This is a genomic window from Paenibacillus qinlingensis (genome assembly GCF_031455095.1).
Classification (GTDB): domain Bacteria; phylum Bacillota; class Bacilli; order Paenibacillales; family NBRC-103111; genus Paenibacillus_E; species Paenibacillus_E qinlingensis_A.
Genome location: NZ_JAVDSB010000016.1, coordinates 23539 through 48317, shown reverse-complemented (window position 1 = coordinate 48317; position 24779 = coordinate 23539). Strand labels below are relative to the sequence as shown.

21 protein-coding genes are annotated in these 24779 nt (G+C 48.1%); 9 read left to right on the top strand and 12 right to left on the bottom strand.

All coding sequences use genetic code 11. From position 1 onward, the window contains the following. Window positions 1-282: 282 nt before the first annotated feature. Together J2736_RS27800 and J2736_RS27795 are read right to left on the bottom strand one after the other, a co-directional pair. Window positions 283-528 (bottom strand): hypothetical protein, encoded by a 246-nt coding sequence (locus J2736_RS27800; RefSeq protein WP_310501838.1) that lies wholly within the window; start codon window positions 526-528, stop codon window positions 283-285. Window positions 529-649: 121 nt separating this feature from the next. Continuing rightward, a complete protein-coding gene (locus tag J2736_RS27795; RefSeq protein ID WP_310501837.1) occupies window positions 650-1831 on the bottom strand; it encodes an EAL domain-containing protein in 1182 nt (393 codons plus the stop codon). Window positions 1832-2036: 205 nt separating this feature from the next. On the opposite strand from J2736_RS27795, the gene J2736_RS27790 reads away from it, so the two are divergent. From J2736_RS27790 to pyrH, 3 genes are all read left to right on the top strand, one after another. Beyond that, on the top strand, window positions 2037-4928 hold the full coding sequence (locus J2736_RS27790; protein ID WP_310501836.1) for an ATP-binding protein: 2892 nt from the start codon (window positions 2037-2039) through the stop codon (window positions 4926-4928). 134 nt (window positions 4929-5062) lie between these two features. Beyond that, the gene (locus tag J2736_RS27785; protein WP_310501835.1) at window positions 5063-6388 is read left to right on the top strand and encodes an MFS transporter; all 1326 of its coding nucleotides are present in this window, start codon (window positions 5063-5065) and stop codon (window positions 6386-6388) included. 166 nt (window positions 6389-6554) lie between these two features. Further along, a complete protein-coding gene (gene pyrH, locus J2736_RS27780; protein ID WP_397341761.1) occupies window positions 6555-7295 on the top strand; it encodes a UMP kinase in 741 nt (246 codons plus the stop codon). 62 nt (window positions 7296-7357) lie between these two features. On the opposite strand, the gene J2736_RS27775 is transcribed toward pyrH, so the two are convergent. Further along, window positions 7358-8239, bottom strand: a complete 882-nt coding sequence (locus J2736_RS27775) for a GNAT family N-acetyltransferase (RefSeq protein ID WP_310501834.1) — start codon at window positions 8237-8239, stop codon at window positions 7358-7360. 147 nt (window positions 8240-8386) lie between these two features. Here J2736_RS27775 and sigY point away from each other — a divergent pair, with 147 nt between their 5' ends. The 4 genes from sigY (at window position 8387) to J2736_RS27755 (ending at window position 10946) form a co-directional block, all read left to right on the top strand. Further along, a complete protein-coding gene (gene sigY / locus J2736_RS27770; protein WP_310501833.1) occupies window positions 8387-8941 on the top strand; it encodes an RNA polymerase sigma factor SigY in 555 nt (184 codons plus the stop codon). Then, on the top strand, window positions 8942-9355 hold the full coding sequence (locus tag J2736_RS27765) for a YxlC family protein (RefSeq protein WP_310501832.1): 414 nt from the start codon (window positions 8942-8944) through the stop codon (window positions 9353-9355). Beyond that, the gene (locus J2736_RS27760; RefSeq protein WP_310501831.1) at window positions 9342-9554 is read left to right on the top strand and encodes a sigmaY antisigma factor component; all 213 of its coding nucleotides are present in this window, start codon (window positions 9342-9344) and stop codon (window positions 9552-9554) included. Before J2736_RS27765 ends, J2736_RS27760 begins: the two co-directional genes overlap by 14 nt. Window positions 9555-9740: 186 nt before the next feature. Continuing rightward, window positions 9741-10946: an MFS transporter gene (locus tag J2736_RS27755; RefSeq protein ID WP_310501830.1), complete on the top strand. Its 1206-nt coding sequence runs from the start codon at window positions 9741-9743 to the stop codon at window positions 10944-10946. 557 nt (window positions 10947-11503) lie between these two features. On the opposite strand, the gene J2736_RS27750 is transcribed toward J2736_RS27755, so the two are convergent. Further along, window positions 11504-12325, bottom strand: a complete 822-nt coding sequence (locus J2736_RS27750; protein WP_310501829.1) for an AraC family transcriptional regulator — start codon at window positions 12323-12325, stop codon at window positions 11504-11506. A gap of 91 nt (window positions 12326-12416) precedes the next feature. Between J2736_RS27750 and J2736_RS27745 the strand changes: the two genes are divergently transcribed. Next, complete coding sequence (locus J2736_RS27745) at window positions 12417-12866, top strand: SRPBCC domain-containing protein (protein WP_310501828.1); 450 nt, start codon at window positions 12417-12419, stop codon at window positions 12864-12866. 133 nt (window positions 12867-12999) lie between these two features. On the opposite strand, the gene J2736_RS27740 is transcribed toward J2736_RS27745, so the two are convergent. From J2736_RS27740 to J2736_RS27725, 4 genes are read right to left on the bottom strand one after another with little or no spacing between them, the layout of a single operon-like run. Beyond that, a complete protein-coding gene (locus J2736_RS27740; RefSeq protein ID WP_310501827.1) occupies window positions 13000-13671 on the bottom strand; it encodes a GNAT family N-acetyltransferase in 672 nt (223 codons plus the stop codon). A gap of 15 nt (window positions 13672-13686) precedes the next feature. Next, window positions 13687-14364 (bottom strand): GNAT family N-acetyltransferase, encoded by a 678-nt coding sequence (locus tag J2736_RS27735; protein ID WP_310501826.1) that lies wholly within the window; start codon window positions 14362-14364, stop codon window positions 13687-13689. Between the two features lies 1 nt (window position 14365). Beyond that, on the bottom strand, window positions 14366-15223 hold the full coding sequence (locus J2736_RS27730; RefSeq protein WP_310501825.1) for a carbon-nitrogen hydrolase family protein: 858 nt from the start codon (window positions 15221-15223) through the stop codon (window positions 14366-14368). 56 nt (window positions 15224-15279) lie between these two features. Further along, complete coding sequence (locus J2736_RS27725) at window positions 15280-16269, bottom strand: acrylyl-CoA reductase family protein (protein WP_310501824.1); 990 nt, start codon at window positions 16267-16269, stop codon at window positions 15280-15282. A gap of 195 nt (window positions 16270-16464) precedes the next feature. Between J2736_RS27725 and J2736_RS27720 the strand changes: the two genes are divergently transcribed. After that, window positions 16465-18048, top strand: coding sequence for a histidine kinase N-terminal 7TM domain-containing diguanylate cyclase (locus J2736_RS27720; protein ID WP_310501823.1), 1584 nt, complete (start codon window positions 16465-16467; stop codon window positions 18046-18048). A 383-nt stretch (window positions 18049-18431) separates the two neighbouring features. Here the strand turns inward: J2736_RS27720 and J2736_RS27715 are convergent, their stop codons facing one another. The 4 genes from J2736_RS27715 to J2736_RS27700 all read right to left on the bottom strand — a co-directional run bounded on the left by J2736_RS27715 (window position 18432) and on the right by J2736_RS27700 (window position 24561). Beyond that, window positions 18432-20201 carry an ABC transporter ATP-binding protein gene (locus J2736_RS27715; RefSeq protein WP_310501822.1) on the bottom strand — a complete coding sequence of 590 codons (1770 nt, stop codon included), beginning with the start codon at window positions 20199-20201 and terminating at the stop codon, window positions 18432-18434. Beyond that, entirely contained in the window at window positions 20194-21963 is a 1770-nt protein-coding gene (locus J2736_RS27710; protein WP_310501821.1) for an ABC transporter ATP-binding protein, read from the bottom strand. The genes J2736_RS27715 and J2736_RS27710 overlap by 8 nt, the downstream gene beginning before the upstream one ends. A gap of 39 nt (window positions 21964-22002) precedes the next feature. Further along, window positions 22003-22443, bottom strand: a complete 441-nt coding sequence (locus tag J2736_RS27705; protein ID WP_310501820.1) for a MarR family winged helix-turn-helix transcriptional regulator — start codon at window positions 22441-22443, stop codon at window positions 22003-22005. Window positions 22444-22983: 540 nt separating this feature from the next. After that, window positions 22984-24561 (bottom strand): UDP-glucose--hexose-1-phosphate uridylyltransferase, encoded by a 1578-nt coding sequence (locus tag J2736_RS27700; protein ID WP_310501903.1) that lies wholly within the window; start codon window positions 24559-24561, stop codon window positions 22984-22986. Between the last annotated feature and the right edge of the window lie 218 nt (window positions 24562-24779).

The following is a 24779-nucleotide window of genomic DNA, read 5'->3' as shown; positions in this document are numbered from 1 at the left end:
CTCTACTCTCTCCGCCTCATCTAACATGCTTGCTTCAAATTCTATCTACTCTTGTCCAATCCGCCGTCACACACTACATTTCTCCTCACCCTTTTGCGCTTACCGTGTCTAATTTCGGTTTTTAAGTAGCTAGCTCTTCAGCATCCTCTGTGCTCCCTCTGATGTACCTCCTGTATGCCAGCGCTGACTCTACGCCAGCTATCAAATTAACTGTAAAAACTACAGTTATTGACGTCGACATTTCGTGAATTTACCAACTAACTGGAAAAAATACATCTATTTTTATTGTTTTCGAAGATTTGGGGTGAAATGGCTGAAATTAACTGTAAGTTTTCCAGCTAAACGCATCAAAACGTCTTGTTCAGCAAAATTACCTGTAGGTTTTCCATCTATCCGTGCGGCAACCGGGTTGTGAGTCAGATTTGCGGTCTGCGGTCTGCGGTCTGCGGTCTGCGGTCTGCGGTCTGCGGTCTGCGGTCTGCGGTCTGCGGTCTGCGGTCTGCGGTCTGCGGTCTGCTGCTCTGTCATCTACTGGTCCGCCTTATGCTACTATGCCTTCTACTGCTCTGCCTTTGCTTCCCTGCCTTCACCTGCTCTGCCTTATGCTGCTCCGCCTTCTGCCACCAACACTACATCCATCCCCTGCCCCTCAGATCACCAAATCCAAAAACAAATAATACCCCTCACCCATCGCACAAGAGTAAGTCTGAATTTGGTGTGAGGTATCTAGGTCGGTGTAGACTTGGGAGAGAATCCCTTGCCTCTGCAGGTTCATCATGAGGATATTAGAGATGAAATAGGGCCGCCAGGTCCAGTTTGCTTGACGATAGCTCTCATCTTTGCTCCACCCTTCATCTGTACGGGCATAGTTGGATGAAGTCTGGTAGCCATCGCCCTGGCATATGTACATGCGGATGCAATTGTCCGTCACGTTGCCAATGATTTGTTCGATCACAGCGTCGGCCTCTTCGGCGTTTGCAATGTGAACGGAAGAATTGATGAGTGCTTCCAGTCTTTGATGGACACTCAAGAGATGTTGGTATCGTCCAAACTCATCTTGACCGAACGATTTGATTTCTTCTTCCAGCATGGCTTTATATGCATCCGGATGCTGTAGGTCAGGTTCAGCTTTTGAAAACAAAAAGCCCTGCACATATCGTGCTCCCACCTGTAAGGCGCTGCGCAATTCTTGCTTCGTTTCGACGCCTTCAACGAGTAATGAGGCACCAATTTGAGCTGAAACAATGGAGAAGGACTGCATGACTGCCTTGTAGCCATCGTGTACGATACTCTTTTTCAAAATATTCAGGTCAACCTTCAAGATCTTCGGCTGCAAGCTCGCAATGCGATCAAAATTACTAAAACCACTTCCCACATCATCAATGGCGATGGTACATCCGAATTTACGATAGAGCTCAACAATCCATGTCAGCTCCTGGAGCTTGCCTGTGAATTCCTCCTCCGTAATTTCAATCACAATTCGTGAGGGGTTTATCTGGTATTTTTTCAATAGTTCAATTGTGGGTAAGACACCTGTTCGCTTGTAGGTTCTATAAATCCAAGAAGGCTTTAAGTTGATAAAAAGCTCGCTTTCATCAGAAGAAGCTGCAATTCGTTCTATCGCCTGCTCTCGCAAATATCGATCAATCATCAGGTGCATATCCTCGGAAATATCAGGATCTTGGAAAAAGGGACCTAAGCTCTCCACACCGCTTTCACGAACCCGTCTCCCTAGTGTTTCATATCCAATGATTCGTTGGTTTTGTAAGGAGATAATCGGTTGGAAATATGGACGTACCTCATGACGCGGCGGAATCTTGATGTTTTTCACCAGCACAGTGCGCCTCCTTCTTAGAAACTTTTTATGTTATACGACTTAACATCCGTTCACTTGTTGACTCATATTTTAAACGACATTATCACTTTCCGCAATCTCTTATGGGAGAAAACATGACATAAGCGTTTTTTAAAGGAATTTGTTGAGGTTTGTCGAATTTCTATGGGATATTTCATTCTAATTAGAAGCTAGGTGAGCGATGGATATGAAAACCTTCACGAGATCACGCATCTCCATGTTATATGTCATTTTAATAGTTGTTTTACTAGCTTTCGTCAGTGTATATAACTACTTGGCTTCTCGAAATATGGAGAAAGAAAACAATGCGATCGTGAATCAGGCTATTCCGATTTTAACGACAGCGAATAGTTTGTTGACCAGTTTAATTAATCAGGAAACAGGGCTACGTGGTTACCAATTAGGTGGAAGCGAGCAGTTCCTTGAACCTTACACCACAGGAAGAGACCAGGTTGCTGCTGATTTAAATACTCTTTCAACCTACGGCAAGAAGTATCCCACACTGCAAATCATTATTGACACACAGGCAGTACCTGCCATTACCAATTTGCAAAGGTATTATGATACGACCTTAGAATTATTCCGTGCGGGTAAAATAGATGAAGCAAAAGCCCGTGTCGTTGGCGGTAAAACGCTGATGGATCGCTACCGGGTCATTCATACGAGTATTACAAATAATATTGAACAGATCACCTCAACGGCTTACGAGGCCTCTCAACAAGCTGGTCAAACCTCCCGTTTGATCACCCTTGTGGGCTTCATAATCGCACTTCTAGCAGGAGGTATGTCCATCATCATCTCCTTGCGTTCCTTCCAAGCGGAGAAGGAGCTGCGCAAGAGCGAAGAAACGTACCGGTACATGGCAGAGAGTCTTGAATCACAGAACGAGGAAATTATTGCCCAGCAAGAAGAGCAGCAGATCACTTTGGCCAAGCTATCAGAACGAGAACGGGATTTGGAACTCATTTCTTCCTATCAAGAAAAGCTTACCGGCTATGTGAAGTTGACTGATTTCTTGAAACATACGTTGCCTGCTCTATTAAATTCATTAGCTCATGATGCAGCTTTGGTCGTCCTCGAGAATCGCTCGGATGATGAAGCTGTCTCTTACGAGGTTATTCATTCCATTGGTTATCCCAAAGGGCAGATTCAAGCTTCCCGCAGTGAACTCTTTGGGCCGTCCAGACGTGTATTCGATGAAGGTGTGGCCATTACACATACCCGTGATGTAACAGGCAATGAGCAAGGCATACACAGCGGAGTGCTAAGAGCGATTGATCATTACATTCCCCTCACAGATGACAAACAAGAGGTCATTGGTTTTCTTTTACTAACCAGTTACCAATGCTCACTCTATCAAGATGATAATCAGCGTCTGACCAAAGGTTTAGTACGGCAATTCGGATTAGCCTTCTACGCGCAGCTTGTGAATGATCAGAAGTTGCAGCAAGCGGAGAGCTTAGCTACGCTGAATGATCAACTCACAACAGAGAAGTTGCTATTAGAAGGACAACACGATTTGATTCAAAATATTTTGGAATCCGCTCACGAAGGCATGATGATGTGTGATTCCCAAGGGACGATTCTCTTCTCCAATCACCGGATGAATCAATATTTCGGGCTAGATGAACGTGTCGGTCAGAACTTCGTTGATTGTAGCTTTAACATCGGAGCCCAAAACCCTAGCTTTCATGGGGTAGCAGCTTCAATTGAGGCTTTGATTGATCGCTCATTGTCCCATTTGACGCAACGTTTTAGTTTCCAGAGTGGCGAGCAGCTGCAACATGCAGAGCTCTACGCTACGGTTGTTAGCGAAGGTACGGAGCAGCAAGGCTACCTATTCGTGTTCCGTGACCGTACGGAAGAAGAGCGTGTTGATGAGATGAAAAATGAATTTATCTCCATTGTTTCACACGAGCTGCGGACTCCACTGGCCAGTGTGCTTGGATTTATCGAAATTTTATTGCATCGTGATCTTCCGAAAGAAAAGCAAAAGCGTTACATGGAAACCATTTATAACGAAGCGCAACGCTTGTCGAATTTAATTAATGATTTCTTGGATCTACAGCGGATGGAATCCGGTCGTCAATCGTACAACTTCGCACCGATTCATTTGCAGTCTATCGTCAGTGAAATTGCAGAGCAATGGCAGGATAAACAGCTTCATCACATTGTTCTTCATCAACAGCAAGAGCCTGAGCTATGGGTACGAGCAGATGTTGATCGTATTCGCCAAGTGTTCGACAACCTCATTAGCAATGCGATTAAGTACTCGCCAGCAGCTGATCAGATCGACATTTATCTGACAGCTCACGATGGTAAAATTACGATAGCTATTCAAGATTATGGATTAGGCATACCTCAGGAAGCGAATGAGCATATGTTCTCCAAATTTTTCCGGGTCGATAACTCGGACCGCCGCCAGATTGGCGGCACTGGTCTTGGACTGGCCATTGTTAAGGAAATCGTAGAGGGCCACAACGGACATATCTCCTATACGTCTGAAATGGGCCATGGCACCACGTTCCGTATTGAGCTTGATCAATATGAAATTTCTGGCCTAGACGGGAAAATCGTTATTTTCGAAGACGATGATAATCTAGCCAAATTAATTCAGGTCGCCTTGCATAAATTGAACCTTCCTTCTGTCCAGCTGCGTTCTGCCGAAGAAGGGATGATTGCGCTGCGGCGCTGTGAGGGCGAAGGCCCGATTTTGTTCATCGTAGATATTCATCTGGAGGGCGAGAAAACGGGCTGGGATTTCATCGCAGATTTGTACAAGCATCCGTTGCACGCGCAAACGCCTGTTATTGTTTCAACAGCGCTGGATCCGCCTCATGACTATCATGAAAAAGAGATTGAGAAATACATGAAAAAGCCGTTCACGATGGAACGACTCGTGCAGGTAGCCAAACGCTTGCTCGACAATAAGAGCAGCTTAGCTTATGTTTTTCCTTTTCAGGACAAAGAAACGCTCACCACGACCTTAATACGCAACGGAATTAATGTACTTAAGATGGAAGAGAATCAAGACATGATTGAAGTTGATCTCATTCGACCATCGGACAAGTAACCTTTCATTGATCTCTCCTACCTGAGCTTAGGTGGGGGAGATTTTATTATTCTTGTAAAGATAGAGGGATTTCTATATAGCATCGCTAATATAGTAAAGAAATAGAGGTAAGTGCAGAGAAAGGGTGTGCCCTAATGGCAAAGCTTGAATCCGCTTCCAGTCCGGTGCGAGGACGTAGTGTATGGGCGTTGTTTTTCTCCCTGCCTGTTTTCGCATGGGCGATGTATGATTTTGCAAATACCATTTTTTCTTCCAATATTGTAACTGTGTTTTATCCCTTTTACTTAAAAGAAACCCTGGGCAGCAGCGAGGAAATGAACCAGATTGCAAGTACTTTTATCACCTATTCCAATGCGTTATCCAGCTTATTCTTAGTGCTCTTATCTCCCTTATTCGGTGTCTGGATAGATCGTACCGGCAAAAAGAAAGCCTACCTCGTCCCCTTCACACTGATTGCGATTATTGCAACGCTTCTCATGGGAGCATCCGCCCTATGGGAAACAGATCAAGAATGGCTTGGACTCAATACGTCGATTCTTGGTGTTATTTTATGTTTCATGATTGCAAAATTTTTCTATAACTCCAGCCTAGTCTTCTATGATTCCATGATCTCCGATCTAGGTAATGAACGTGAAATTCCCTTGATCTCTGGGTTTGGTGTAGCGGTTGGTTATGTAGGTACGCTCGTCGGCCTTATTGCTTTCTTGTTCGTTCATGATAACCACTTTGAGAGTACATTCATCCCAAGTGCCGTCATGTTCCTCATCTTCTCACTGCCGATTATGTTGCTGTACAAGGAGAAACAGCAAAAGCCTGTGTCTAGTAACAAGTCATTGATTAGCGGCTATCGCGAGATTTGGGCAACGTTCAAGGAAGCGCGAAAATACCAAGCAGCCTTCACTTTCATGATCGCCTACTTCTTCTTTAACGATGCCATCGCTACAGCGATTGCGGTTATGGCCATTTATGCCAATACGGTCATGGGCTTCTCTACAGGGCAGTTCATTCTACTCTATCTTGTGTCCACGGTGAGCAGTGTAATTGGCTCCTTCCTATTCGGGTATGTCACGCGCAGTATTGGTCCTAAGAAGGCGGTAACCATCGTCGCTCTTATCCTGATTGTCGCCATCTCCCTCGCCGCCCTTGCGACGAGCCAAAGCATTTTTTGGGTAGCAGGCAGCCTGTATGGCGTCTCCATGGGTGCTATGTGGGTGACATCCCGCACATTGATTGTGCAGCTGACACCAGAAGAAAAGCGTGGTCAATTCTTCGGCCTATTCGCTTTCTCAGGAAAAGTGTCCTCCATTGTAGGGCCAGCCTTATACGGTTCGATTACTTGGGCTTTGGCATCCACTGGCAACTTAGCAAGCCGTGTAGCTTTGGGCTCCTTACTAGTCCTCGTTATCATTGGTCTTATCGTTCATATGCGAGTTCCGCAGAAATTGCAAAACCCCATTTAGTTCATGTACAATTACTTCTAACCAGAGGAAATCAGACACAGAAAACACTAGAGCATTCAAGGGCTTTAGTGTTTTTTTTGCAAACATCCAAGGTGCCCGCACTACACAACCTAGTCAGACACAACTTATCGTACAGGTGTTCTCATCAGAGAGAGGGGATATGGACATGGCTTTGCGATACAAACGAGTCCTCATTAAACTTAGTGGCGGGGCTGTAGCAGGCAACAGCTCATTTGGTTTCGATCCTACACAGCTGGATCATATCGCCAATGAAATTATGACCGTCGTGAATTTGGGTGTTGAAGTGTGCCTTGTGATTGGCGGGGGCAATATTTTCCGCGGCAATATGGGTGAAAGCTGGGGCATCGAGAAGGCCGAAGCAGATAATATAGGCACACTGGCGACTGTCATCAACAGCTTGATGCTGCGCGGTGTATTAAAAGCGAAGACTGACGCCGAAGTTCGCGTCATGACCGCGATTCCGATCGCTTCCGTAGCGGAACCCTTCATTCGTTTACGAGCCATTCACCACTTGGAAAAAGGGTACATCGTCATTTTCGCTGGCGGGAATGGGCAGCCTTTCGTTACGACGGATTACCCGTCCGTGCAGCGCGCCATTGAAGTGAATTGCGATGCCATTCTTGTGGCTAAGCAAGGCGTCGACGGTGTCTTTGACAAAGATCCGAAGCACCATCAGGAGGCACTCCAGTACAAATCCCTCCATTACAATGATGTCATACAACATAATTTGCAAGTGATGGATCAATCCGCTTTTATTCTAGCGCGGGACTACCATGTTCCGATTCATGTATTTAATTTTGACAAGCCTGGCTCGATGAAGGATATTTGCATGGGGCTGAATACAGGCACCATCATTAGCGGCTCTTCCGAGCTCGTTTACCATTAATACAGCGGCATAACCAAAAAGAAGGATAGCCAGCAGAAGTCCTGCTGCGCTATCCTTTTCTTTTAGCTTAGAAGAAGCACGTAGTAGTCTTGTGCATTTCTCGTTGCGAACCCGCAAGATTCATAGAGCCCGAGCGCCTTCTCATTTTCAACCGATACTTCCAGTTTGATATTCTCCGCCCTATCTCGTTGCTTTAGTTCAGTAATCGTCTGGCTCAAAATTTGGCGGCCATACCCTTTGCCTCTTACTTCAGGCAACACACAAAAACCATAGATAAACCCACTTACTCCCGGCTCCACCATCGCTCCAAGTTTTCCAATCGGCTCCTTGTTCTCACCAAGTTCCGCTATCCAGGTACGTTCCTTCTCACCCGTTATCGTCTGGCTTACATATTCACGTGTGTCCCCCTCCGTCATATCGAAGCCTGACATGTTCAGCTTTACCAATAACTCCGTGTCTGCAGTATCCGCTAAGCGAATGCTGACTTGCGTTTGGTCAGAGACGGGGGGAATGATTTGCTCTTTCAAATCCATCACATATTCAGAGAAAGAGTAGTACGCGCTCAGCTTCGTTAGAAAAGCCTTGCCGCTCTTGGATCTGTGTTCGTTGATAAAAATAAGCTTCGGAACCTCCCGTTTTCTACACTCTTCAATCGCTGACTGAACGAGACTTCCGAATATGCCTCTTCGTCGAGCCTCAGGATGCACCATACCGCTGATTTCCACTTCAGTGGAGAGAAAGCTATAGATCGCCAGAAAACCGATAATCCGGTCATTTTCGTAATAAACGAAATCATTGGTCACACCAACAGGACGGCTGGATAAGGTGCTCCAGTTTAATTTAATTTCAATACCTTCGTGCGTGTTACATATCTCCCATAAAGCTCTAACTTCCTCTAACTCTTCAGGGGTTAAGCCAGCTCTTGCATAGATGCCTTGTTTCATATGTTGTCCTCCATTAATCTTCTCATTCAAATGGACTTACCTGCTGTCATTATACATGTCTGAGCACTACGGTGGTAAGCTAATAAATCATTCAAAAAATATTTTCTTGGGGCAGTGAACGATCTTCACGAGCTGTTCGTACTATCTATGAAACCAGCAGAGAGGATGTTCAAACACTTGGAAGAGCACGAACTCATTCGTCGAGCCATGGTAGGCGACACCGCGGCTCTGTCTCAGCTACTCCAGCAGCATTATGCGTTTGTGTATAAATATCTGGTCAAAATCACACTGAATCCCGCCCAAGCCGAGGATCTCACGCAAGAAACAATGGCCCGATGTATTGAAAAAATAAAACTCTACAACGGGACTTCGAAGTTCTCGTCCTGGTTAATCACCATCGCAACTCGGTTGATGATCGATCAAGGGAGACGCCGCCTCTGGGAGCGCAAGTGGCAAGAGAAAGAGCAGCAGCAGACATTGCGCCAGCTGCAATGGCAGACAGCCCATCACACGGATGATGCTTGGCCTGAGGTGTTAGATGCTTTAGCTAAAATGCCGCGTGAGAGTCGCATTCCGCTCATTCTCAAGCATTACTACGGATACACCTATGAAGAAATTGGCGACATGCTCTCTCTTGCAGAAGGCACTGTGAAATCGAGAGTGCACCATGCACTGAAACAACTACGGAAGGAGCTTAATTAGATGGACGAAGAGTCGCAAAAGAGGCGGAAGCGTGAGATTGAGGCGTCGAGCAAAGGACCAAGCAAGGTGCAAGATGGAAGCGCGCAGCCTCAAGCTGGCCAGGGTCTAGATGATGAGGACATCGCTCGTCAATTGCGCGACGGGCTGGAAGTGCTCGATGACGCCATCCAGGTTCCAACCCCCCGTGCTGCTTGGTTTGATCAGCATATTGCCGCGACGCAAAGCAAGCAGAAATCCAAGCTAATCCGTGATCTAGTCATCCTATGGATCGGCGCAATGTTCTTGTTTTATGTCTTATATCTGACGGTAACAGCTCAGCCTGTTGCCTTCTTCTCCATCCAAGCTGCGGCGATATTCCTTCCGTTAGCTTGGCTCATCTTAAGAAAGCAGGTGGATTCTCATGACAACAACTGACTCCAAATTCGATCAACTTCCCCTTTGGGCATGGATCGGTATCGCATTGATTTTACTCGTACAAAGCACATGGCTGTACGTTGACTCCCGCAGACGTGGCGCTCGCCACCCTTGGTTTTGGGGCATTTGGGGCATTATTCAGGCCCCGGTTCCCACCATCGTGTACCTCTTTGCGGTTCGCAAGATCCACCGTAAGTAATCTGTATGTTTAGAAGCGGCTGCCTCCATGGCAGTCGTTTTTTTTCATGTCTAGATAGACACAAGTATTGGAAAAAATCAAAATCGTATTGACTTCCTTCGGTCGAGTGGGCTATGATTTGGTTGTTGTTTTACTAATTTAGTAAATTAGTAATTTAGTAAAAATTATTTTAAAGGAGTAAGACCTATGTTTAAAAATCGTTATGTGCGAACCATTCTCCTATCCCGTGTGCTCCTACAGCTCGGCATTTGGATCCGAAATTTCGCCATTCTCCTCTACATCTCGGATATTACCCACAATAATCCGCAGTATCTTTCCTTAATTTCCATTGTGGAGACGGCACCTATTTTCATCTTTGCCTTTATTGGCGGCACGTTTGCCGATCGCTGGCAGCCGAAACGGACCATGGTTTGGAGTGATCTTTTATCCGCTGCAACCGTATTTCTTGTCTTGTTGACCCTGTTATCTGGCTCTTGGTATGCCTTGCTCATCGGGACGTTCATTTCGGCGAGTTTATCGCAATTCTCACAGCCTTCTGCCATGAAGCTATACAAAAAGAATGTACCCGCGGAGCATCTACAAGGTGTTATGGCGATGTCTCAATCTCTCGTTGCGATTTTCATGGTTCTAGGTCCTGTGATGGGTACGTTCATTTATTTAAACTACGGCGTGGAAGCTTCTCTTATCCTCACCGGTGTGATGTTCTTCGGATCATCCATAGTCCTGATGTTCCTCCCAAAAGACGAGATGGAAGAAGCCGCTTCAGGAGCCCCACACTTCTTAAAAGAGCTGAAAGCCGGACTACACTATGTGTACACCAACCGTGCGCTCAGAACGCTTAGCCTTACTTTCGGAGTTACGGGATTAGCGGCAGGCTTGATTCAACCACTTGCCTTGTTCATCGCTGTGGAGAAATTAGAATTAAGCAAACAGTCTCTACAATGGTTTTTGATGGCTAACGGGGCGGCTATGCTCATCGGAGGTACTGTCATTATGGGGATTGCGAAAAAGGTGAACCCCCAGGTTTTACTTGCCACTGGCTTATTAGTAAGTGCAGTTTGCACCATCGGCGTCGGAGCTTCTACCCTTGTATCTGTGACACTAATCCTGCAAATCGTAAGTGGATTGTTTTATCCCTGTATCCATGTGGGTATTCAAACCCTGATTATGCGTAACACGGAAGGGCCATTCATAGGGCGAGTTGGCGGTGCGATTACACCGATTTTCATGGGGATGATGCTAGTGGGGATGTCCTTTTCTGGTTACTTGAAGGATATGACGTCTTTGTTGACGGTGTATGTGTTGAGTGGCGCGTTGCTGATAGCAGGCGTTGTGTTGTTAAACCCGCTTCTAGGGAGAAATCAACAGAAGGCCAACCAGCAAGCTATGTAATGAAGCATTGGATTGGCGAGGGCAAGGAAATCGCCTAATTTCTACAGCTAATTGCGCGGATTCGGGGTGAATTCTTGGAATAACTGGATTTCCGAGACTGTCGATTAACTGTTTATCCTGAATATCCTATAAACATTTGAAATTTAGAGAAACAAACGGGAATTTCTGCAACTCGAGATAACTTATAGTTTCCATGACATAGAGATGAATCTCATTTGCAAAATAGCGTTATGAAAACATCTTATTTATTAGTTTAGTAGAGAATACGGGAGAATAACGTTATAGAACAGCGTTATTTCACTCTAAATGGATAAATTTCACTCCATTTGGTCGAAATAGCGTTATTTAGTAATGCCATCTTTTCACAGAACATGTAGATGTAGCAAATAACGTTATGCCACACCTTTATTTGAAATCGCATGTGACCGTACCTTTGTAAGGAGAGACAACCTCGAGATTAATGGGATGTTTTCCAGTTATTTTAAGTCGTGAGTTGGGCGTGGTTTAGACATCGGAATTGGAGGCAACTAGATAGGATTGGGGCCTAGTCGCCCTTATCACTTTGTCTGCTTTCTTAGTGCGTATTCCTCCGGCGTTTGGCCGAGGATTGATTTAAAATCCTTAATAAAATGCGATTGATCATGATATCCGAGATCCATCGACAGCTTGGCCCAATTATGCGTATCATTACCATCGGTGGTCTCAGCTGCACTTTGGATACGAGCGATTTTGATTACCCACTTGGGGCTGACTCCCACATACTGATCGAAGAGGCGCTGCAAGGTGCGTATGTTCATTCGAAAATGCTCACAAATAGCGTCAACCTTGGTAATCTCAGGCTGTTCATACACATAGTCTACAATTTGATTAACCACTATCACTTGCTCATCCTGGGCAGGCAGCTTGGAGCGAATCATATTTTCAACCAGACTAACATTCCGTTCATCATCACTGTGACTGAATACTTTTTCTTCCAAGACACGCGGGTCAGTGTCGAAAACATCGCCAATACACAGTGCATTATTCAACATACTCGACACGTTTTCTTGAACGAAAGGGTAAAAGCCGCCGGGTTTAAATTTCACGCCAAACACGCTTCCCTGTCCTTCTAGGCGATGTCCATACTTCTCTTTCCCAGGACCGAAAATGGCCGTTTTCCCCTGTTCTACAACTAAGTTCACGCAAGGGTTAGGAATAACATGCTGTGTATACGGGTCTTCACCTGCCAAGTCCCACTTCACAACCCAATAATGACGAACGAAATAGGCTACATCCTCTGCCGGAGCATAGCGACAAAGCTGAAATTTGTGACCGCCTTGTTGAAAATTAATAATCCCCAAACTAGGCATGGGGGAATTGGAATTCGTATTTGTAGGCATATCAAACACTCCTTGTCGCGTTTTTACAATACATGGGAATACGTATGCCATATGATAGGTAGGATCACAGATGCGAAGGAGTGTATGGCTTATGGAACTGAGGTATGAGTTTTATATTGGCGCAAGTACGAAGGAAATCTGGGATATACTCATAACACCAGAGGGAACTCGACAAATTTTATTCGGTAGCGTGCTACATTCCACCTTTGAAATCGGCTCCGACTACTCCTATATTGGCCCCGGTCAAGATGGCGAGGAAACGGTGCACGTGTACGGCAAAATTTTGGCCTATGAACCTGAGAAACTTCTCAGTTGCACCGAGCATGCCGGTCCTTCCTATCGGGAGAACCATGCTGAATTTGAATCTCGTATGACGATTAGCTTAGAAACCGTAGGCAGTTGCACAAAATTGACACTCGTCAATGATCAATGGACGCCTAACCACCCTAGCTTTGAAACCACGAAAGCCAGTTGGTGGATGATTCTAAGCAACATCAAGACCCTCGCAGAAACGGGTAAAACGCTAGATTTCGGTTGGTAGACGGAACAACTAGCGGATGCGTATTATTATACAGGATGTGTATAATCTGAAGTCAACCGCATAGGCAAATAAAACAAGGTGTCTCCTGCCTTATGCAGGGAACACCTTGTTTTAGCTCTACAGATACTACAACTTACAATGGCAACAGCGCCAACGTCTCTTTCCCTTCCAATCCGTCAACCATCGCTTCCCAAGCTTGCGGCTTGTTCGCTAGCACTGCATAATACCGTCTCAGGAACTTCGCCACTAAGGCTGCACTAATCGCTGTCTCGTCTTCATCGGTCGGGAGGAAACAAAGATCCAGCTCCTCAACAGCTTCCCCATTGTTCTCCCAAGATGGATGCACATACGTAAAGTCAATCCGCTTATAACCGAGATGCGATAGCACCTCACGTCTCACGTAAGGATCCATCGGCTTTACACCACCGAAAGCGTGCCCCTCAACCCGGTACGGGTCGTAAATTTCAGCGAACATCCCTTTCATCGGTTTACCTGACTCCGAAGCCAAACGTTCCAAATCCTGCCACCGTTTTCTCGCAAGAAACCGCCCGATCCCCAGACCTGCCTGGCCAATAATCGTGAAGTCCGTCATCGCCACTTGGTCATCCTCATAATAGCGATACTCCGTCGTGCCGACTACCTTGCCTTCATGAACGGCCACAAACACACGAATCCCTGGATCTTCAAGAGGCTCCCTCCAAAGCGAATATTCAAGCACTTCCTCCGGTGGAAATACCTCTTTCATCAAATCGTGCATCGATCGAAACAACGGATCCTCAATACTCGTTATGCGTATGAATTCCATAAGGTCAACTCACTCCTATTTTTGATATGTAAAAGGGTTCCGCCACTCCATCAATAACGCATGATTCAGCGATTCCTCATCCTCCAAATACCCCGCAACCACACCTACTGGCGTCCGGCCGCATCGCAGCAAAAAAGTGATCACCGGGTCCTTCATCGTCCCCGCCATAACAACCGCCACATAGTCGTCGGCACTCATCGTCTCCGCTACCTTGTGGTAGCCAGGCATCCGCCCGCCTCCAAGTAAACGAGCCAGCCCTAGCTGCACGACAACTTCAAACATGGACTGCATAAGCCATTTGCCAAGTCCAAACTTACGGTACGCCGGCATGATACACACATCCACAATGTAGAGCGTGTCACCCTCGGGACAGTGTGTGCGGATAAAGCCCTCATCCGTGATCGCCGACCAGCTATGATCAGCTGCCCCAGCCATCTGTTCACTATCTACCCGCAAGCCTGTGATCGATCCCACGACCTGACCCGCCACCTCCACACACAGCGCACCCTCGGGAAACCGAGTCACATGCTCCGTTAGTTGCTCCTTAGTCCACCAAAGCTCCGAGGGGAAAGGTGGCGGAAAACTCAGCTGCTGAACGCGAATCAAGGCATCAAAGTCAGCTACACCGTACGTGCGTATGACCGCCTCAACAGGCGTGTCGCCATCAAACACATAAAGTTGTTTCCTCATCATCTCATGACCAATCCGTGTATAAATCAGTGCGGCGATCGCGCCAGGTGGTGACGGAGCCTTTTTCTCGAACGAGCGTCAACAACGAGAGGTCAAGATCAGCAGTGACAACCATATCACCGTTGATCTCCCCTTCGACAAGAATGCCTTTAGGCGGGAACGGCACATCATTTGGCGTAATGACTGCGGCTTGCCCGAAGTTCGCTCTCATGAAATCAACCGTAGGTAAGGCACCAACAGTCCCCGTGGTCACCACATAGATTTGATTCTCAATCGTCCGGGCATGACACGTATAACGAACCCGATGGAACCCATGCCGATCATCTGTACACGAAGGAGCGAATAGGACATCTGCCCCACGAGCTCTAGCCATCCGCACGATTTCTGGGAACTCCACATCATAACAAACCAGAATTGCAATTCTGCCTTTATCCGTATCAAAAACCTGCAGCGAATCCCCAGCGCCCATCCCCCATTCTTTCACTTCTGTTGGGGTAATGTGCAGCTTTTTCTGCTCGCCAATACGACCATCTGGATAGAACAGGAACGCTGTATTGAACAGCTTATCCCCCTCAGCCGTAATGTGCGTGCCACCAATTAAATGCATGCCCGTTTGCTGAGCAAGTCCCTGAAATAAGTCACGATAAGCCTCTGTAAAAGAGGGCAGTGCCTCGATTGGCAATGCTTTGCCATTGTCATCTCCAATTGACATCAGCTGTGTCGTGAACAACTCTGGAAAAAGCACAAAATCCGCCTCAAACTCCTGCGCCACCTTCACGTAATGCTCCACCTGTGCGGCGAACTCTTCGAAATTGCTAATGGTATGTAAATGATATTGAACGGCTGATACCCGCATTTTCACTGCACAATCCTCCTTATCCTTAAATGCATATACAGACATGTCACCGGATCTTTCGCTTATAACCGAACCAGCACTTTGCCTCTTACCTTGCCTTCCAACACAAGCTGTGCTGCGTCCGCGACCCCATCGAGCCTGACTTCCTTATACACCGTCTGCTCCAGCAGCCGGGGCTTCAGCTCCGCTGCCATCCGCTCCCAGAGCGTCTTCCGCACTTCTGTTGGACAGTAGACGGAATCAATGCCAAGTACATTCACACCCCGCAGGATAAAAGGATACACAGTCGCCACAACATCTGCGCCTCCCGTCAATCCACTCAACGCCACGGAGGCGCCGTATTTCATCCGACTGAGCACATAGGAGAGCGATGCGCCTCCGACAGGATCAACTGCGCCGGCCCAATACTCCTTGCCGATAGGCTTGCTTTCGGGCGGCGATAGCTCCTCGCGCGAAAGTATCCGCGTTGCGCCAAGCTCAAGCAAATACGCGTGATCAGCGGACTTCCCTGTGCTCGCCTCCACTTCGTAGCCGAGGGCGGCGAGCATCGAGACGCTGCTGCTGCCCACACCACCCGTTGCCCCGCGCACGAGCACGGGTCCCTGCTCCTTGCGCAGCCCATTCTGCTCCATTCGGTGAATGGACAGGGCTGCTGTCAATCCCGCCGTGCCGAGAATCATCGCTTCGCGATGCGTCAGTCCTTGCGGGAGTGGCACGACCCAATCGGCGGGAACGCGCGCATACGCGCTGAATCCGCCGAAATGCCCTGTGCCCAGCTCGTAGCTGGTCACGAGCACCTCATCCCCCTCGCGATAGCGGGGATCAGACGAGGCCACAACGGTGCCAGCCAAATCAATGCCCGGTACCATCGGGTATTGGCGAATCACTCGTCCGGTCGGGCTGCAGGCCAGTGCATCTTTATAATTAATCCCGGAGTAGGCGACGCGGATCGTAACGTCCCCAGCGGGCAGTTCCTCGATGCGGATCTCTTTCATTTCCAAAGAAAACTGATCCTGTATTCGCTCAACGACCAATGCACGAAAGCTATCCATGTCCGCTCCTCCTACCTCTTGCTATGACTTCACTTGATTCTATTAGTTTACTAAATTTTGTAACGCCATGCCATTCTCACCTGCATACAGACGCAATCGGATTTACGTGTCAACTCCCTATGACCGCAATGGCGGATGTGTTACCATTAAAACGACAAATTATCCAATAATCCTACAAATAATGGAGTGCGAACCATGGATCCAACGCTAACCATGTTCATTTCAATCGTCGCAACCTCGGGCGTTTTTACAACCTTTTTGTGTATGTATACCTTTATCAAACGCAAAGAAATACCCGGCGCCTATACGTTCGTCATCTATACAGCTACGCAGGCTATTTATATTTTTGCTCACGCATTTGAAATGGCCAGCGATAGCATAACTGAGGTAAAAATATGGACGATTTTTGAGTATGTTGGCATCGGAGCTGCACCTGCCATTGGCTTGCTCATTGTTATGCAATATATCGGTTTGAAGCTGACACGCAGAAAAGTAATAGCACTCCTCCTCATTCCGGCCATTACCTTCATTATGGTGATTACCAATGATTATCATCATTTCTTTTATAAAGATATCTATTTCCGCGAAAATGCTCCCTTTCCTACGACGGATGTTGTCATCGGACAATATTATATAATTCACGGAGCATATATATTCGGATGCATGCTGGCAGCGGTCGTATTGCTCTTGCGCAGATGGCGTCAAACCAAGAAGGCTTACCGGTTGCAGCTAGCGACTTTAATTATGGGGCAGTTCCTGCCGATGACAGGTGCGTTCGTTTACCTGATGGGGCTAACACCGTATGGCATTGATCCAGTGCCCATGATTCTTTGTATAACTTCTGCCATGTACATCTGGTCGATGGTGTCTACTAGAATGTTGACGGTTATTCCGATAGCGAAGGATCGTATTTTTGAAAGTATGCGTGAGGGTGCTGTTGTGCTGGATTCCGCCGATCGGCTTGTTGACTTCAATGGCGCCATTAGCTCCATGTTCCCAGGCTTAACGACGGACATGCTTGGATTAACACTGGATGAAGCCTGGATTCGGCTGTCAGGGACGCCATTTCCAGTGGAGCGCACGCAAGATGGCACCCAAGAAGAGTTTGTTTGGCGTGATGCGAGTGGCAACGAATTCTTCTATCAAACCCGTTCCTCGGTTGTCCTTGGAAGCAGTTCGGAGTCGATTGGGAGTCTGCTAATGCTAATCGATGTCACCGAGCAAAAGCTGCTCCAAGATCAATTAAAGCAGCTTGCCTACTACGACGGCTTGACGAAGCTGTTGAATCGTACGGAGTTTATCCGTCGCAGCAAGGTTGTGTTAGAAGAAGATCAGCTCGGTGAGCGATCGACATGTATCCTGCTTTTCGACATTGATCATTTCAAAAGCATAAATGACACCTATGGTCACGACGTTGGCGATATGGCCATTCAGCATGTGGTGGCGATTGCAAAGCGAGTTGAGGCCGATGTGCCTGGCGTACTTATTGCCCGTTATGGCGGTGAAGAGTTTGTCATCGCCTTACCTTCCTGCCTATTGGATTCGGCGATCTTGCTAGCCGAACAAATTCGAGCACAGTTTGCAGCGGAGCCTATTACCGGGAATCACGGCCCGATTACCGTGACGGCCAGCTTTGGATTAGCTCAGGCTACCCCTCACGCCGCTACCTTAGAGATGCTGCTGAAGAATGCCGACGTTGCCTTGTATCAGGCGAAACGAGCTGGGCGGAATCGCGTTTGTGTATTTGACCAGCGTCTAGAAGTATTGATCAATACTTAGCTCTCTGTGGGCATTAACTGGAAAAACTACAGGTAAAATCGACTTATCTCGGTGATTTCCGAGTTTAGATGGAAAAACTACAGCTAATTCCGACAGATCAGGGCATTTCGGCGGAAATGCTGGGAATTAGCTGTAGGAAATCCATCTAATCGGCGCGAACGGGAAAAGTGAGCTGAATTAAATGGAGAAAATCCATTTAATTGGCTGATGGGATTGGCGTTGACGGAAGTGCCGGCCTGATAGAGGCACGGTGGTGAGTGTGCTGGTGTTGGTGTGGTGGCGGAATCGCGTAGCCGCGTACGAAGGAGACAAGTTTGTGCTACACCAACAAACAAAAGGGAGTTCCCCCTTACGGGAACTCCCTATCTATTTCCAACCGAAAGTCAAAGCGAACTAGCCTCGCTGAATTGGTTGGCATACAAATCATAATAATGCCCGCGACGAGCTAACAGCTCCTCGTGCGTACCGCGCTCCACGATCTCGCCGCCGTGGATGACCAGTATGGCACTCGCTTCGCGGATCGTGCTGAGCCGGTGGGCGATCACGAAGCTCGTTCGCCCTTTCATCAACACACCCATCGCCTGCTGAATGTGCAGCTCGGTACGCGTGTCGACGGAGCTCGTCGCCTCGTCGAGCACAAGAATCGCGGGGTCGGCGAGTATCGCCCTCGCGATCGTCAGCAGCTGCCTCTGGCCTTGACTCAAGTTGCCGCCCCCGGCGGTCAACTTGGCGTCATAGCCGCTCGGCAGCTTGCGAATGAATCCGTCCGCGCCACCCAGCTTCGCGGCGGCTTCCACCTCTTCGTCCGTCGCGTCCAAGCGGCCGAACCGGATATTTTCTCGGATCGTATCCGAGAAAAGGTACACATCCTGCAACACGATGCCGAGCTGGCTGCGTAGACTGTCTTTTTGCATATCGCGAATATCCTGTCCATCTATCGTAATACGGCCCTCATTTACCTCATAGAAGCGAGTCAACAGATTGATGATCGTCGTCTTCCCTGCCCCCGTAGGCCCAACTAAGGCAATCAAATCACCGGGTTCCGCGGTAAAGGAAACTCCTCGCAGTGTAGGTACATCATCGGTGTAAGCGAAGGAAACATTTTGAAAAACAACCTCACCTTTGACATCCGTTAGTTGGGAAGCGCCCTCATTTGAATCGTATTCCGTCTCATTATCCATCACTTCAAAAACACGCTCAGCCCCCGCAATACCTGACTGAATCATATTATACTGATTAGCGAGGTCATTGATCGGACGGCTGAATTGTTTCGAATAGTTCAGGAAGCTAATGATGACACCAACCATTGTCCATCCCTTCAGCACCATCCAACCCCCAATGGCAGCCAGTAGAATGAAGCTAAAATGATTGATCATATTCATGCTCGGCCCCATCATGCCTGAGAGTTGCTGAGCACCGGTACCAGCAGCGCGGAGCTGCTTGTTGATCACAGCGAGTTGATCGACGGCTGCGGCTTCGCGACGGAATGTTTTTACAACCTTTTGCCCCGAAATCGTCTCCTCAATTAACCCATTCAGTTCACCTAGTCGCTGCTGCTGCTCTTTGAATAAGCGCTGTGTATGCTTCGTGATTTGCTTCGTTGTCAAAAGAACGATCGGAACCGTAATTAATGCAATCAACGTAAGCCATATATTCAATATCAACATCATGATCAAAGATCCAACAATCATAATGATACTGGCCATAATTTGCGTTAAATTTTGACTGAGCGTGGTCGCTACGTTATCGACATCATTGGTCGTACGGCTCATGAGTTCCCCGTGGGAAGTTTTATCAAAGTAGCTAATTGGCAGCTTGTGCAAGTGGCGAAAAAGATCCTGCCTCATTTGCCAGACGGTCCGCTGGGAAACCCCAGCAATCAGATAGGATTGGATCCATGATGCAGCCCCGCTGATGACGTAACAACTGAGCAATAGGAGGCAAAGGCCCAACAGCCCATTCTTGTCTCGAGGGATAATGTAATCGTCAATGGCCCTGCCTATTAAATAAGGCCCGACTAGCGCGAGACCGCTGCCGAGAACTGTCAAGATCGCAACAGTAAGCAGCCCAGCACGTTGCAGTCGGAGGTAACCCCACATACGGAGAAGGGTGGCTCCGATATTTTTGGCACGTGGTTTCGGCTTATTAGCCATGCAGGGCAGCCTCCTTCCCTTGCTGGGAGTGGTAAATATCTTGGTACAGCGCGCTTGTTGCCAGTAGCTCCTCATGTGTTCCGCGCGCTGCGATGCGCCCCTCTTCCAAGACGAGAATCTGATCGGCCTGTAGGACCGAAGAAACGCGCTGTGCGATAATGATGCGCGTGCTGCCTGCCATCAACTCTTGCAAGGAACGCTGGATGCGCTTCTCCGTCCCGAGATCAATGGCGCTCGTGCTGTCATCCAGCACAAGCAACGGCGAGCGCAAAAGCAAAGCCCTCGCTATCGCGATTCGCTGCTTTTGACCTCCAGAGAGATTGACGCCCCGCTGTCCCAGCTTGGCTTCATAACCCTCTGGCAGCTTGCGGATAAAGCTGTCCGCTTCAGCTGCTTTGGCGACGGCCTCCATCTCTGCATCCGATGCCTCCGGCTTGCCGAAGAGAATGTTATCGCGAATCGTACCGCTAAACAAAATAGACTGCTGCAGCACAATCCCAATCTGACTGCGCAGCTGCTCTGCCGGGAGATCTTTCACATCCACCCCATTGAGACGAATATGCCCGCTGGACGCCTCGTAAAGTCGAGGAATCAAGCTAACGAGTGTGGATTTGCCGGACCCTGTTGCACCAAGAATGCCAATCGTTTGGCCTGGGAGAGCTTTGAACGAAATATCCTGGAGAATTGGCTGATCAGGAGCCGTTTCATAGACGAAAGAAACCCGATCAAATTCTAATTCACACCCTACGGTAGTTGGCGAAGGATTTTCTAGATCAACAGCCAATACCTCCGTTTTAGTCTGAGTAGACTCATTCGGATCCATCTTCGTTTCGAGCACTTCCCGAATACGTTCGGCTGAAACTTGTGCACGGGAAATGTTCATCAATGTATTACTGATAGACACCAGCGAAAACAACACTTGGCTAATATAGATAATGAAGGCAGCTAAATCACCAATAGCCATCGACCCGCTCCACGTTTGAGCGCCGCCAAACCAGAGAACAGCTACAATGCTCACGTTCAAAATCAACGTCATCAGTGGCCCGCTTGTCGCCAATGCACGAGCTGAGCTAAGGCTGGCATTCAGCAGGTCCGTGTTCGCTTTGCCGAAACGCGTGCGCTCGAAAGTGGCACGTACGAAAGCTTTGATTACCCGGATACCTGTCGTGCTCTCTTGCATAACCGTATTCACGCGGTCGATCTTGGTCTGCATCTGGCGAAAGAGCGGTGTAGATCGTTTCATTAATAGATATAAGATGAGGAATTGAATCGGTACGACAGCTAGTAGAATTAAGGATAGTCGTGGTGAAATGACCACAGCCATAATCACACTACCAATAAGCAGTGAGGCTTCACGTACGAATTGGCGCAGTAGGATTTGCAGGATATTCAGCATTTGCATCACATCGCTAGTCAAACGAGTAATCAACGAGCCCGTCGAAAAGGTATCCAACTGACGGAACGATAAGGACTGGACCTTCTCGAATACACTTAACCTCAGGTCGGCGCCAAAGTTCTGGGAAGCTCTCACTGCGAAAAATGTACAACCCGCTCCACCAACAAGACCCACAAATGCGACGCCTAGCATATGTAAGCCTGTCGTCCATACCAGCGTCAGATTGCCATCGGCAACTCCGTGATTCACGATGGTCGCCATGAGACGAGGCTGCGATAAATCCATACATACCTCCATCACCATCAGCAGGGGAGCAAGGAGCGTAATGAACCAATACGGTTTAACAAACGATCGTAATTTCCACATGGCATGAGATCCTTTCTTTTTGTTTGTCAGCTAACTAATTTACTCCTCTTTGGGACGGAGATTATCTTTCATTTGAAGCAGAAGACGGCGAAACAACAACACTTCCTCCGGTAAAAAATGCGAAAAGATCATCTCATCCGCCGTCTTTATCGCTTCTTTGACATGCACGGTGACTTCCTTCCCCTTCTCAGTCAAGTAGACGCGTGTAACCCGTTGATCATTCTCGTCAGGGCGGCGCTCGACAAGGCCTGTTTTCTCCATACGGTCCACCATCACGGACAAAGTGGCGCGTTTATTGTGGATGCGAGCCGCAAGCTCGCTATGGCTAAGTCCGTCTTCTAAAGACAAAGCAAGCAATAACGGGGGCTGACCCGGGTAAACATCATAGGGATGGATGATTTGATCGATCGTATGTCGATGCATTTTTAGCAAATGCGACATCAAATGGGTAAGCGATTCTGGATTATGGTGACGCGACAATGGAATCTCTCCTTTTAGTTAGTCGGCTAATTAATATTTTAGGGAGCATGACTCGTCCTGTCAATATGAAATTGACCATTTCTGCTTGCGTGTGGATGTACTTAGGCGTGAGGCTGGGTGGGAAAATGCTTCTGGTGGTAGGTGGTGGTTATGGTGAGTTGAAGTAGCTTGTTTGATTGGAGAGTCAGACTGGTGGGATTGTGCTTCTGGTGGTAGGTGGTGGTTATGGTGAGTTAGAGTAGCCAACCAACCGAATAGATGGAAAATCTCCATCTATTCCATCCCTTTTTCAATCAATTTTCCATTTAAATGGATTTTTTACATGTAATTCCCCGCATTCAGCAACAAACGGGTGATTTCAGAGAAATTAACTGTATATTTTCCAGTTAAACCCCAAATTTGTCTACTCCCTTCAAAATTAGATGTACTTTTTCCAGTTATTCAATCACCCTAACGGGCGCGTCCCTAGCGCCGCGCGCCACAACGCGGCACCAACGCAAAAAAAATCCCTGGTCCACCGACCAGGGATCTCGCACTATCCTACTGCTGCGCGAAGCCCACCGCAGCCAAAAACCGTCCGAACGCCGCTTGCCCGGCGTCGTCTCTTTTGAAGACGCCTGCATCGAGCAGGACGTCCATGAACTTGCTGCCGACTTCCGTCTGCAGCACCGCATTCGCCGCGTCGACCGTCAGCGACGCACCATGCTTCGCAAGCAGCGCCGCGATCCAATCCGCATGCTTGTGCAGCGGATGCCCGGTATCGCTAAGCGCCTCGCGGCTGAGCTCGGCTTCGCCGGTCAAGAGCTTGGCGATGTCCGCCAGCTCTTCTTGCAGGCGGCCTGGCAGCACTGCCAGCCCCATAACCTCAATCAAGCCGATGTTTTCCTTCTTGATGTGGTGCAAGTGCTGATGCGGATGGAAAATCCCATCCGGATGCTCAGCGCTGGTGCGGTTGTTCCGCAGCACCAGGTCAAGCTCGTACTCGCCCCGCGCATTGTTGCGGGCGATCGGCGTGATCGTGTTATGCGGGATCCGCTGTCCGTCCTTCTCGCTGAACGCGAGGACCTCCGCTTCCGCATCACTATAGGCACGCCAGTCTTCGAGCAACTTGCTTGCCAGCTTGTACAGCTGCTGCTTGTTGTGCCCGCTCAGGCGGAGCACGGACATCGGCCACTTCACAATCGCGGCCTTGACGCCTTCAAAGTCCGCATGTGAGAATGATTTCTCACTTGGTGCCTTCTCCATCGGGAACTTGTGACGTCCGCCTTGGAAATGATCGTGGTTCAGAATGGAACCACCAACGATCGGCAGATCAGCATTAGACCCGATGAAATAGTGCGGGAATTGCTCAATGAAATCCAGCAAACGGTAGAATGTATTGGCCGTTGTTTTCATCGGAATATGCTTCTCATGGAAGATGATGCTATGCTCGTTGTAATATACGTAAGGTGAATACTGCAGGTACCATTTCTCGCTATCCAATTCAAGCGGAATGACGCGCAGATTCTGTCTAGCCGGGTGATTCACACGGCCTGCATAACCTAGATTGTCTACACAGAGTAGACATAGCGGGTAGCTGCTTTGTGGCAGCGTTTTGAGCAGCGCAATTTCCTTCGGATCCTTCTCCGGTTTGGACAGGTTGATCGTAATTTCCAAATCGCCGTAAGCCGTCTCCGCGAGCCAGTAAGCATTCTTCGCAATTCGATCCATCCGAATGTAGTTCGAGTCGATAGATTGCTTATAAAAGTAGGCCGTTGCCGCCTCCACATTCTGTGTTTTGGCTAGCGTCCAGAATTGGCGCACGACTTCGGAAGGACGTGGCATCATGAGACCCATAATGCGCGCATCCAGCAAGTCACGGTAAGTTGTCGTGTTCTCTTCCAGAAGTCCCGCTTCCCAAGCAGCATCGAGCAGCTCTTCCAGTAAGCCAACTGGACTGCTCAATTGCTCCGCCGGTACTTCCCCTTGGAAAGGCTCCGACAGTCTGAATAAATCCAACAAAGCATTGCGTGAGGTATACACATCCAGCTGTTCAATCAACCCATTCTGGGTAGCGAATTGCAATAGTCTTTCTATCGTTAAAGCCGCAGATTGCGGTGTTTGTTGCGTGCGTTCCATCATGCCACTCCCCTTACTTATAAGAAAGCCTCCACCAAAAGCCTGCAAATGTACATCCTTTTTACCTGCAAATCGCACAATTAGAAAGAATAGCTGCAAAAATACATCTTTTCAAGCCATATTCGCGCAAAACGCTTCATTTTTCGCCAAATGCATGCACTTTTGCATCAATTTCCACAAATGCGAGTCAAATCTCCGGAAAAACTGCACTTTTGCAG